General features: G+C 55.0%; 10 protein-coding genes and 1 pseudogene. 6 read left to right on the top strand and 5 right to left on the bottom strand.

The genetic code is table 11. The features are described from left to right. Positions 1 to 60 precede the first annotated feature (60 nt). On the top strand, positions 61 to 1,026 hold the full coding sequence (locus GZH52_RS03215; protein ID WP_163315064.1) for a LysR family transcriptional regulator: 966 nt from the start codon (positions 61 to 63) through the stop codon (positions 1,024 to 1,026). A 602-nt stretch (positions 1,027 to 1,628) separates the two neighbouring features. Next, complete coding sequence (locus GZH52_RS17100) at positions 1,629 to 1,973, top strand: helix-turn-helix transcriptional regulator (RefSeq protein ID WP_163315063.1); 345 nt, start codon at positions 1,629 to 1,631, stop codon at positions 1,971 to 1,973. Between the two features lie 439 nt (positions 1,974 to 2,412). On the opposite strand, the pseudogene GZH52_RS03205 reads toward GZH52_RS17100, so the two are convergent. From GZH52_RS03205 to GZH52_RS03185, 5 genes and pseudogenes are all read right to left on the bottom strand, one after another. Then, a pseudogene (locus GZH52_RS03205) lies at positions 2,413 to 3,591 on the bottom strand (IS3 family transposase). Positions 3,592 to 4,026: 435 nt separating this feature from the next. After that, on the bottom strand, positions 4,027 to 5,712 hold the full coding sequence (locus tag GZH52_RS03200; protein WP_163315062.1) for a tannase/feruloyl esterase family alpha/beta hydrolase: 1,686 nt from the start codon (positions 5,710 to 5,712) through the stop codon (positions 4,027 to 4,029). 204 nt (positions 5,713 to 5,916) lie between these two features. Further along, positions 5,917 to 6,696, bottom strand: a complete 780-nt coding sequence (locus GZH52_RS03195) for a formate/nitrite transporter family protein (RefSeq protein ID WP_349290632.1) — start codon at positions 6,694 to 6,696, stop codon at positions 5,917 to 5,919. 214 nt (positions 6,697 to 6,910) lie between these two features. Further along, positions 6,911 to 7,327 (bottom strand): ion channel, encoded by a 417-nt coding sequence (locus GZH52_RS03190; protein ID WP_163315060.1) that lies wholly within the window; start codon positions 7,325 to 7,327, stop codon positions 6,911 to 6,913. Between the two features lie 30 nt (positions 7,328 to 7,357). Next, positions 7,358 to 8,407, bottom strand: coding sequence for a DUF2776 family protein (locus GZH52_RS03185; protein ID WP_163315059.1), 1,050 nt, complete (start codon positions 8,405 to 8,407; stop codon positions 7,358 to 7,360). Positions 8,408 to 8,904: 497 nt separating this feature from the next. On the opposite strand from GZH52_RS03185, the gene GZH52_RS03180 reads away from it, so the two are divergent. Genes GZH52_RS03180 through GZH52_RS03165 form a run of 4 tightly spaced genes read left to right on the top strand, consistent with a single transcriptional unit; the run spans position 8,905 to position 11,803 of the window. Further along, on the top strand, positions 8,905 to 9,207 hold the full coding sequence (locus GZH52_RS03180; protein WP_163315058.1) for an urease subunit gamma: 303 nt from the start codon (positions 8,905 to 8,907) through the stop codon (positions 9,205 to 9,207). Positions 9,208 to 9,234: 27 nt separating this feature from the next. Then, a complete protein-coding gene (locus tag GZH52_RS03175; protein ID WP_163315057.1) occupies positions 9,235 to 9,645 on the top strand; it encodes an urease subunit beta in 411 nt (136 codons plus the stop codon). Positions 9,646 to 9,672: 27 nt separating this feature from the next. After that, positions 9,673 to 11,391 (top strand): urease subunit alpha, encoded by a 1,719-nt coding sequence (locus GZH52_RS03170; protein ID WP_163315056.1) that lies wholly within the window; start codon positions 9,673 to 9,675, stop codon positions 11,389 to 11,391. A gap of 19 nt (positions 11,392 to 11,410) precedes the next feature. Further along, the gene (locus GZH52_RS03165; RefSeq protein WP_239057991.1) at positions 11,411 to 11,803 is read left to right on the top strand and encodes a fluoride efflux transporter FluC; all 393 of its coding nucleotides are present in this window, start codon (positions 11,411 to 11,413) and stop codon (positions 11,801 to 11,803) included. Positions 11,804 to 11,810: the final 7 nt, after the last annotated feature.

Here is an 11,810-nt window from a genome sequence, read left to right as displayed (position 1 = left end):
AAGTCGTGCATACATTCTATTTATGGAATGCACCCCTGAAGCCTTGACTGGTAATGCCGTATGGATTTGAAACGTTTGCGTTATTTCTGCACGATTGTCGAGCAGGGACAGATCAGCCGTGCTGCGGAAGTGCTGTGCATCACCCAACCGGCGCTCAGCCAGCGCCTGCATGAACTGGAAGAAGAACTGGGGGTACCACTGATCCTGCGCAAAGGCAGGCAGTGGAAGGTAACCGAGGCGGGCAAACTGCTCTACCAGCGCGCCCGCCGCATCCTGATGCTGGTCGAGGAGACCTCTTCGGATGTGCAGGAGTTGACCGAAGGCAGCAACACCCGCATCGCCATCGGCATCTCGACCATGTGCCTGAGCGTACTGCTGGATGTTCTGCCGCTGCTCTACGAGATCATGCCCGGGATCAAGTTCAGGCTCATCCACGGCAACTTCACCAACCTGGAAGCGCTGGTCAACAAGCACCAGATCGACTTCGCGATTACCCAGCCGCCGCATGACGCCAGCGCGTATCAGGTGTATCCGCTACCGCCCAGGGCATTTTGCGCGCTGGTGGCCGGACGCTACCGCAACGAGCTGACGGGTAGTGCCATACATCTGTCCGAGTTGACCTCTACCCCGCTGGTGGTCACCCGCAGGACCTTCGGCGCCGAGATCGACGACTTCCTGCTGGACAGCATCCGCAAGGTCATTCCCCGCCCCAACATCCTTATCGATTGCCACGATATCCGTACGCTGATGGACGTGATCGATACCGGGATCGACGCCGTCGCCGTGGTACCGGAATCCGAACTCGCACGCCGAACGCTACACCACAGTGAAGCCAGAAAGCTCGTCGGGCTGCCCGACTCCTTCAATGCGGCGATCATCCATCAGCAAGACCACTTCCTGTCTTCTGCGGCCCGCTTTGTAATCCAGAAGATCATCGAGCATGCAGCCAGCCAGAACGCCCCGACTGCGGATAATGGCAACCGCCAGGCAAGCGCCCTCCCCCAACCCGACGCTTCAATCGCTTGACCGTGGCCTGCTGCACGAAAAAGTACTGCCCCTGAAGACGATGATGCGGACTCAGGCATCAGCCGCCTTCCGCGCCTCGAAAGGGCTGGAGGGTCGAGAGAGTCCGGCTGGCGAATGATGGCCTTAAGCGGGCCAGGGCTCCGTCGGGTAATGCTGACCTTACTGATCTTTCTGTTAAGGGGGATGCGTATGGCGAAGCGGCGGTGAGACAGGGGACAGCTTTTGCTGCATGCGGCGGCGAGTGCAGCAAAAATGCAGCACAAAGCAAAAAGCCCACCTAATGGCGGGCTAAATGCTTGAATCTATTGGCTCCCCGAGCAGGGCTCGAACCTGCGACCTGCGGATTAACAGTCCGTTCCAAACGCCTTATTCGGCCGAGAAGAACCACTGAAAGCTCATAGAAATCATGCATTTAACCTACTGCCGATTCCCGCGATTTACCGCTGTTTACCGCACTCAGTGCAGCAAAATTGCAGCAACGCTGACGTCATTATGGTCGCGCTTTGCAGCATCCGCAATGCTGCGAAAAATAAGGTGTCACAAAGTGGCCGCGCCGCGCTATACGGTCAAGCTGGCAGGTGCCAGCGCACCGGACGCACCTAATGTCGACTGCCTTACTGACGCCCGCCGAGCTCGCGGAGATGCTCGGACTTTCCGTTCAGACGATTTACAACCTCCGTTCTAATGGGGGGGCCTTGCCACCAGCGATCGTTGTCGGTCGACGGGTTCGTTACCAGTTATCCGATGTGGAAGCCTGGCTGCAGGGTCAGTACGAGCACACCCCTGCACTACAGGAGGCCAAGGCTCCTCATCAAGCAGGACCGGTCAAAAGAGGCCGGCCCAGTAAGGAGGAAGCAATCCGCAGACGGCTCCGGGCAAATAATCCAGATCGCAGCTTCCCTTTAAATGGCGCCCCCCTCGGAAGCGAGTTTCCGCACGAGTCGTGACAACAATCATCCCAAACTCACCTGTGGCCAGCCAACACGGAGCGACGCAAGCAGGAACAGGGCCGCATGAGCTGAGTCTGGCAGTCGATGAATATTTCCAAAGAATAATGGGCTTGATCCGACATGCCACCGACACACCCTGCTGGTCTGCCTTGATTGATATTGCCACCTATGGGGTCGGCTTGTTCACACTGGTCATTCTGGCCTCATTTTGCGTGAACGATGTCGGAGTAAGCTTGACTGGAAGTGATGCCGCAGCCAGCTGCGGTAGCATCTAGTGAACCTCGCCCTGCTGCTAGGTGCCGTGGTCAACTTGTATTTCGTTCCGAGGTTGGGTGCGATCTGCGCCCAATTGGCCGGCAGTGTCGGCATGGTCGCCATGCATGGCGCTGATGCTGCTCTGCTTGGCATGGCTAGCGAGCATGTACGAGTGTCGTGGTCAAATTTTTTCGGACACCCCGATAGGGGGTGTTGCTGCCACAATCCGCTCGTAGGCGTTGGGTGACAAATACCCCAGCTTCGAATGCAGCCGTTCGCTGTTGTAGAAGCCGACGATATAGTCCGAGACGTCCCGATCGGCCTCGGCATGGTTAGCGTAGTCGCGCTGCCAGACCCGCTCTATCTTCAGGTTCAGGAAAAAGCGCTCCATCACCGCGTTGTCCCAGCAGTTTCCTTTGCGGCTCATGCTTGCTCGTGTGCTATGGCGGGCTAGCAGCGGGCGGTAGGACTTACTGGCATACTGGCTACCTCGATCCGAGTGGACGATCAGCCCGGGTGCCGGCCGACGTTGGGCGATGGCCAGCCGCAATGCGGCGCAGACCAGTTCGGCCGGCATTTTCGGTGCCATCGCCCAGCCGATGATCTTGAGTGGGAACAGGTCCATCACGACCGCCAGATACAGCCAGCCGCTGCGGGTACGCAGGTAGGTAATGTCGGAGACCCACGCCTAGTTGGGGCCGGCAGGGTCGAATTGCCGGTCCAGCACATTGGGCGCCACCGGCAAGCCGTGCCAGCTATCGGTCGTGTGCACGAACTTGCGACGACAGACCGTGCGCAGCCTGTGCTCACGCATCAGCCGGCGAACCCGATGGCGGCCAAGCTGCAGCCCTTTGGCGCGCAGCACCTTCAATAACCGGCGGCTGCCGTAACTGCGCCCTGACTTGTCAAAAGCAGTCTTCAGCTGAAGGCTCACCGGACAGATGCTGGGCTACGCAAGCACTCGCTGCTACGCGGCGTAGTAGCCGGATCGGCTGACGCCGAGCACCCGGCAGACTTTGTCCACGCCTCCGGGCTTCTCCTGCAGCTGAACAATGCTCCGGTAAATCATCGGAGTTGCCGGGCGAAGAAAGCCGATGCTTTTTTAGAATTTCATTGTCCCCGCGCAAGCGCTAGACTTCGGCTTCCAAAGCGCGGATGCGCTGTTGTTCGGTAGTCAGTGACAAGCAAACCCCGGGTAACCCCTGCTGCTCAGCCTCGTACTGGACGATCCAACGACGGACAGCCGTCTCGCCGAGGTCGAGATCCCGGCAGACCTGGCTGACGCGCAAGCCTGCCCCTTCATCACCTTTACGATCTGGAGCTTGAAGTACGCGTCGAATGTTCTGCGTTGCTTGGTCATCAATATTTCCTCGATGGGTGAATGATCCACCCATCGAGGTGTCCGTGGGAATTGGACCACTCCACGAGCTTGGACGCTGGCTGGCTTCGCTCTCGACAACCCGACCATGAATACAGCGCCGAACGCTACGACCTTCGCCCTAGTTCCGATCTTGTTTCCAACCCAATTGCGCGGCTCAGCCAGCGGCTTGGCCGCAAGTGTGGCCAGGCTAGGCGCCAGCACGGGACCACTTGTCTCGCCGACATCGCGTGTCCAAGGCCGAGTCGTCTCGGTTCTAGGCATGGTACTCGCAGTCAGCCTGACGGGTGCCACACTCACGGTCTGGCCAGGACGGCGCTGCAACCTACTATGCCCATTAAAGACCCACCACCAAGAAAAAGGCAGACACGCCCTAGCCGTGGAAAATAAAGCGGTGCATACACGCTAGTGCTGGTGCTATTTGCCGGGTGCGGCAAACAAATCCTGTCCTAACCAATCGATGCGCCCGTCGATGAGACCCGGCACGATCACGGGTTCGAAGTTCGTCGCGTCATTGATGTCACCGTGGCCGCGATAACGGGCTTGCTGTGGGTAGGGGTAGAGCGGACGAGTACGAATCACTTTGCCGCTGTTGCCGCCGGCCGTGGGGTCTGAGAATCCGCCTGAGGCGGCTTTGCCTGCGGTTTGGCTCGCGATGATCATGTCAGGAGCCATGCCGCGTTCGACCCAGTTTTCGAGCGGCGTAAGAAGATCAAATTGATCCGGCCCGATGCCGCCACTGCAGTGGTACATGCCGGGCACCATGAACAAACGGGCAAATTTTTGCGCAGCCGGAAAACTACCCGCCGCGTCCGCCACGGCCTGGTAATAAGCGACCGTACCAAAGGGCGGGATCGCCGGGTCAGCCCAACCCGCATAGAGAATCAGCTTGCCGCCGCGTGCAGAGAAGGGTGCGAGATCGGGATTGGTGGCGTTGTAGGTCTCGCCCATTGGCCGCAGGCGATCAAAGCCAGCGGCGTCAAAGCGCCAATCCAGATAAGTGAAGTCTGCTGGGGGGGTGGTCTCGAAGGCCAAAAACTTCAGATAGCCGTTGGCGATCCCGCTGGTGATGGTGGTCGCCGGGGCGGCGCCCCCCCCAAACGGGACTACCCAGCCAAGCCATCCCAATTCAGAACCGAAAGCCTGGTAGCCAGGATAGAGCAAGCGCCCGGACTCGTCACGCGGGCCGCCATAGAGTTTGTTGACGACATCAAGCTGAGCCCGTGTCAGGCAGGAACCCGGTTTGGCTTCCGGATTGGCGCCCGAAGGGCAGAGAAGAACCTCGGGTTGGAAATGGCACGCACGCGGGTCGGTGATTTGTCCGTCCCGGAGTCCATCAACGGCATCACACTGTTCCATGACGGCCCGATGCAGAAAAGGAAGTTCGGCTGCGGTGAGAATCGGACTGCCGTTTTCTGACCGGTTGGCGCGCGCGTTCCAAACCTCGTACTCGCCATTGAGCGGGGCCTGAATCGCCGCCGGCGAGCCCGCGATTACGCCATCGAAATCGGTCGGGAAGCGCTGCGCTTCTTGCAGTGCCTGCCGGCCACCGTTTGAGCAGCCTTGATAGTAGGAGCGTTGCGGTTTGCGGCCGTAGAAGCTGTCAATGATGGCCTTGGCTGCGGCCGACATGACGTGTTCGGAGCGCCACCCAAAGTCCGTGCGCAAGCTGGGATCCTCGCCCCAGAAGGCGTCTGCAGCGCCATTGCCGCCGCGCCCACCGCTGACATGGCCACCATTGGTGTATGCCACCGCATAGCCGCGCGCGAGTGCCTGACGCGCCTGTCCATTCGGAATCAGCTCCTGCCCGCAATAGCCGCCACAGCCGACCTGCAAATAGCGGCCATTCCAAGCGGAGATCGGCAGCAGCATTTCAAAGCCGATCTGCGGTGCGATCAAACCGCGTACCGCGCAATGCTCGGGCTGATCGGCGTTGTCGGGCACAACGCGGGTTCGGCTGATCGACGTTGGCGCGCCAGGCAGCGCGAAATAGCCGGAGCGCGCAAGTTCGCCACAGGAACCAGGCGCGAAGTTGGGGATCGGGGGTTGTGCTATTGCGCTACCTACCAAGCCAGTAAGTAACAAGATAAATTTTTTGAGCACCAATAATCCTTTTGATGCGAGTATAGGGAGCAGCTCTACGAGCTAGACGATATCGAACGAAAGATGAATTTCAATCCACGGGAAAGAGTTGACTGGCATTCGACTGAAAACCATTTTCACGAAGTAGACATACCCATGGACTGATGAATCTGCAGTACATTTCACCTATCCACATGCCTGAGTCTTCAGTCAATTTATTCAATCTCATGAAGATTTATCACCATGACGGCCAAACACAAAATTCATAGGCAATACAACAAATAAAATCGCACCAATTACATTTCCGATTGCCGCTGGAATTATACTCCAAATCAACGCAACATCCCAAGGAACCCCGACACCAAAAGCTGAAGCCAATGAAAAAAACCCCATGTTAGCGGGGCTGTGCTGAAAATTAGCAGCATCAAAAAAAGTAACCGCCAAGAAAACCGGTATATACTTACCTGTAACTGTAGGCGCCATAAATGCAAAAATCGTAGCCAAGCCAACCATCCAATTTGCAAGCATGGCCGAAATAACTATTTTCCCCCACTCAAAAACACCCCCTGCATAGTAATAACTTAACTTCAGTTCTATTATCTCCCGAATGGTATTTATTGTCTCATGAGAATAATGCTGCGCACTACTAACCATCCAAGAAAAGAAAAACGCGCCAATAAAATTGGTTATTAGCGTTAGAATCCAGAATCGGATGGCATCACTCCACCGGCAGCACATGTTTCTATTTATCAACGACAATGGCAGTATTGTATTAACCTCAGTAAGCAATGCCGCGTGAGATATTATTACCAGAAAAAATCCAGCAGAAAAACCAAAACCCCCAAGTAATCTTGCCAGTCCTTCGTTCGATACCCCGCTAGTCAGAAGAACCATAAACAACGCTCCTGACGATATTAGAGCTCCTCCCAAAACGCCGAGAGACGCTAACTGCCATACCGAATAACTAACCACGCGCACCCGACCGGCTCTAGCCAACTCATCCACTACACGTTCAGGAGATAGGGGAAGCAAGGCAAATATACTATTAGAATCATCTGGTCGCGGCACTTTAACACCTCCATTAGAATTAAGAATAAACAACCAATAAACAATTACAAACAAAAACAAAAACAAAAACAGCACAAAATAAAAAAATACCCACTACAAGCACACCAAAGAAAACCACATAAACCTACAAAAGGCCTGAATGCAAAATCAATCAGGAAAGCTTCCTCCTAATATTATCCCTCACTGCAAACAGATACGAAACAGAAAGACCAAACATAAGCATGCCTACACATGACTCAAAAGCGCCCGTAAGCCGCCCCATTTCACCTGCCGGACCGGTGCTATAAATACCAACTGTGGAGTAGCTCGATAAAGAATAGAAGAATGCGTTTCCAAAAACCGGAATATCCAGAATAAAAAAATACCCAATCGCCCACACAAAAATAGCAAAAAGATGCACAACCATCAAAAGACATGATAAAACACTAAACAAAATAGACTCGCTGGCAATGCCAGGCTTGGCATTATTCAGTAAATGCTTTTCGATATTTGATATAAAATATATACCAAAAACATGAATTGAAACCGTAAAAAGCATCATCACCAAACAAAACAGTATCACCAGCACAATTACGCCCTCCATAATTTTAATGGCTAACTATTTTTTAGAAGAAGTTCCAGCCTCAAGAATCGACACAATTGAAAAAAGAGTAAAACAAACTGCACCCAAGCCAACCATTACTCTAGCTGGAATGTAAAAACCTTGGTTATACATGGCAGCCTCGGCCATGAATGAAGAAAAAAACAAACAGCCAAGGCAAGTCACCACAGGAATCAATGGAATTCTATTAGCTAACAAGCACTCGCGTCGCCAAACCAATGCCAGCAACCAAACTTTAGAAATAATGCTGTAGCAAACCATTCCAATTCCAATGAGAAGACAGCCCGGAGCCAAGCGTTCAGTACCTGAAGACCCTACTAAAACCAGCAATCCCCATGCGATGCAAAATGAGCCCACCAAAAATACCCAGCCACTCCAATACCAACGCTCCGTATCATTGAATGAGTTTCTGACCTGTCTAACAACAGTAGCAACCAAAGCGACTAGGCAAGCGCAAATAGCAGACAACCCTGCCAACACATGGCCAACCACGTAATTTTCACTGCTCGCTTCAGAAAATATACGCATTGCCATAAAAAAACCAACAGCAGCACACACCACAGGGACCGCAATTAACGCAACCCCAACCGATTTTGAATATGCCTGGCTAGGGACGCCATCAGAATGCCGACCGGCTGCATTGAGTGGGATCAAGGTAAATTTACTTGAGGCAGCTGCCACGGTTGACACACAAGCAGAAACCAAGCCAACACCAAAAACAACATGCCCCGCAACAAAATAGTAAGCATCAACACCACGCGAGATGATAAACAGCCCCCATAACATGACAAATATGGCAGCAGCGTAACCTGCTGCCGGTAAAGCAAACATCAGAAAACGACTAAAAGAGTTTGTCAATTGACGAATAATGACAGCAGCTGTTGTGAACAGGGCGAAACATATTGCAGTTAGCGCTACAAGTACATGACCTGCAACAAAATGATTTGCACCTTGATCACTCTGCATCACGTACAGACCAAAAGAAAAACATACAGCACCCATCGATAGTGGGATCATTCTAAAAAGAACACTAATTCCGTAGTTCATGGCTGATGCCCTTTCCGGAAGATGGCTTACTTTCCCCCAATCCCAGCTTTGCTGAAAACTGGAGGTCATTCGTTAACACATACCTGTAAAACACAAAACGAACAATGACGCAAGTACAAAGAAAATGGCCATGAAAATCCATAACCACAACCGACGAAAATTTACCACCACAAGATAATCAACAAAAACGAAAAGTCAATTTCAAACTGCGCAGTGCCATGCGCGTACAAAAATGCAGCCGCCAAAATCCCACACTAACAACAAATTAAGCGTGCTTTATTTATAAAAAACACCATCAAAATCGCGTTACCTGCACGCATATAATTCTTATGTCATTTTTTGCTAAAAACTTGACGAAAATAATGCATGTCCTAAAAAGCAGGCATCTGCCTACAGCAGGTAGACAGAGGCGCCTCTGATCCATAGCCAAGAACACTTGCTATGGATGGGTTTCGTTGTTTCGAACCGGTTCTCCCCCGTCATGCCAAGAGGTTTATATGCATCTAACTCCTAGAGAACTCGACAAGCTGATGATCTACACCCTCGCCGATGTCGCACTCAAACGAAAGGCCAAGGGTTTGAAGCTCAACCATCCAGAAGCCGTTGCGATCATCTCCAGCGCAGCCATGGAAGGCGCACGAGAAGGCAAGTCTGTCGAAGACGTGATGAAAGACGCCAGCACCGTACTTACCCGTGCTGATGTGATGGAAGGCGTCGCCGAGATGATCCCCATCGTGCAAGTTGAAGCCGTGTTCACCGATGGCAGTCGTCTGGTGACCGTACACGCGCCGATCAAGTAACTCCCTCCACTCTGCGGAGCTCTGTCCATGTCCAATCCGACACCAAGCTGCCCGGTAGGCGGGCTCATCCTGGCCGACGGCGCTATCGAGCTGAACGCCGGCAAACCAACCACCACCCTCAAGGTACGCAATACTGGCGACCGGCCGGTTCAAGTCGGCTCGCATTTCCACTTTTTTGAAGCAAACGCTTATCTGGAATTTGACCGCGCACAAACCTTCGGCAAGCGCCTCGACATTCCCGCGACCACCGCTGTCCGTTTCGAACCAGGCGATGAGAAGGAAGTGACGCTGATCCCGATCGGCGGAGGCCAGCGGGTATACGGTTTCAACAATCTGGTGGACGGCTGGACGGGTAGCGAGCATGACCATGCCTATCGCCCCCGCTTCGGCGAAGCCATGCGCCGCATCGAACTGCGTGGCTTTAAAAACAAACGTTGAGCCGTCTACATCAAGAGGATTAATTCTATGTCGAGCATATCCAGACAGCAGTACGCCGACCTATTCGGCCCGACCACCGGTGACAAGATCCGGCTGGGAGACACCGACCTTTACGTTGAGATCGAAAAAGACCTGCGCAGCTACGGTGACGAAGCAGTCTACGGCGGTGGTAAGACCTTGCGTGACGGTATGGGCATGGATAACCAGCTCACGGGCTTTGCCGGCTCGCCTGATCTTGTGATCACCAACGTGACCATCGTCGATGCCCGCCTTGGTGTCATCAAGGCAGACGTGGGCATCAAGGATGGTCTGATCTGCGGCATCGGCAAGGCTGGCAACCCTTCAACCATGGACGGAGTCACCCCATCGCTGGCCATCGGCCCGTCGACGGACGCCATTTCTGGCGAACACCTGATCCTGACCGCCGGCGGCAACGACGGTCACGTCCACATGATCTCTCCGCAGCAAGCCTACGCAGCACTTTCCAACGGGATTACCACGCTGTGGGGCGGCGGCGTTGGCCCGACCGACGGCACCAATGGCACAACCATCACTTCCGGCGTATGGAACATGGAGATGATGATGCGGGCCTTTGACGCCCTGCCCATTAATGTGGGTCTGCTAGGCAAGGGCAACTCCTCCGGAATTGCACCACTTGTTGAGCAAATCAACGCAGGCGCCGCGGGGTTCAAGATACATGAGGACTGGGGTGCAACCCCGGGTACGATCCGCAGTTCGCTCAAGGTCGCCGACGACATGGATGTTCAGGTGTGCATCCATACGGACACCCTGAACGAAGCCGGCTTTGTCGAAAACACCATCGCTGCGCTCGAGGGGCGTACGATCCATACCTACCACACCGAAGGGGCTGGCGGCGGCCACGCGCCGGACATCATCCGCGTAGCCTCCCTGCAGAACGTGCTTCCCAGCTCGACCAACCCGACGCTGCCTTATGGCGTGAACTCGCAGGCCGAACTCTTCGACATGATCATGGTGTGCCATAACCTCAACCCGAAAATTCCTTCGGACGTGGCATTCGCCGAGAGCCGGGTCCGTGCCGAGACCATCGCTGCCGAGAACGTCCTGCACGACATGGGGGCGATCTCGATCATCTCGTCCGACTCTCAGGCAATGGGCCGGGTGGGCGAAAGTTTCCTGCGTGCGATTCAGACAGCCAACTGCATGAAGAAGGCGCGCGGCAAGCTACCAGAGGACGCTCCGGGCAACGACAACTTCCGCGTGCTGCGCTTTGTCGCCAAGGTCACCATTAACCCAGCTATCGCGCAGGGGGTGAGTCACCTGATTGGCTCAGTCGAGGTGGGCAAGATGGCCGACCTGGTCCTGTGGGATCCGGCGTTTTTTGGCGCAAAGCCCAAGTACGTGATCAAGGGCGGCCTGATTTCCTGGGCGCCAATGGGTGATCCGAACGCCTCGCTCCCCACCCCGCAACCGGTCATTTACCGGCCGATGTACGGCTCCTTCGGTTCAGCGCTGCACAAGACCTGCATCACCTTCACGTCAAGGGCAGCGTACGAAAACGGGATTGCCGACCGCTACGGCCTACAGCGTCGGGTGGAGCCGGTTTACCGGACACGACAGGTCACCAAGCGGGACATGGTGCGCAACGACGCGACCCCCCTGATCGAAGTCGATCCGGAAACCTTTGCCGTACGGGTGAACGGGGTACACGCCACCATCCCCCCGGCAGCGTCGATTGCCTTGAACCAGCTGCACTTCTTCAGCTAACCCGGCAAGGAGAGAGGCGATGATGACACCACTGGACGTGATGTGGATCGGGTTAGGCGGAGGACTGGGCTCGCTGCTGCGTTGGCGCATCGGCGCTATCGTCGGCGAGCATTACCACGGAGACTTTCCGCTTGGCACCTTTCTGATCAACGTTACAGGGGCGTTCGTCATCGCCTATCTGGCGATCCTGTTCGGTGTCGACTGGCGAGACCGCTTCGGCAGCGCCCTGAACGCAGGGGTGCTCACCGGCGTACTAGGCGGATACACCACCTTCAGCAGCATGCAACTGGACGCAGCCAAGCTGGCGGATGCTGGCAAGGGCTGGCTTGCCACGATCTACCTACTCGTATCGACATCCGCGGGCCTCGCCGCAGCCGTTTTCGGCGCATGGCTTGCCGTGCTGCAAGACTAGGAGCTAG

The sequence above is a fragment of the Crenobacter caeni genome (assembly GCF_010435965.1).
Classification (GTDB): Bacteria; Pseudomonadota; Gammaproteobacteria; order Burkholderiales; family Chromobacteriaceae; genus Craterilacuibacter; species Craterilacuibacter caeni.
Note: the sequence above shows the minus strand (reverse complement) of the source record. Positions and strands in the feature narration are given on the sequence as shown.

Bases quoted from the DNA above. Each gene is read 5' to 3' on its own strand.
- GZH52_RS03215 (WP_163315064.1), top strand. From the start codon at position 61: ATGGATTTGAAACGTTTGCGTTATTTCTGCACGATTGTCGAGCAGGGA.
- GZH52_RS17100 (WP_163315063.1), top strand. From the start codon at position 1,629: ATGTCGACTGCCTTACTGACGCCCGCCGAGCTCGCGGAGATGCTCGGA.
- GZH52_RS03185 (WP_163315059.1), bottom strand. From the start codon at position 8,407: ATGAACTACGGAATTAGTGTTCTTTTTAGAATGATCCCACTATCGATG.
- GZH52_RS03180 (WP_163315058.1), top strand. From the start codon at position 8,905: ATGCATCTAACTCCTAGAGAACTCGACAAGCTGATGATCTACACCCTC.
- GZH52_RS03175 (WP_163315057.1), top strand. From the start codon at position 9,235: ATGTCCAATCCGACACCAAGCTGCCCGGTAGGCGGGCTCATCCTGGCC.
- GZH52_RS03170 (WP_163315056.1), top strand. From the start codon at position 9,673: ATGTCGAGCATATCCAGACAGCAGTACGCCGACCTATTCGGCCCGACC.
- GZH52_RS03165 (WP_239057991.1), top strand. From the start codon at position 11,411: ATGATGACACCACTGGACGTGATGTGGATCGGGTTAGGCGGAGGACTG.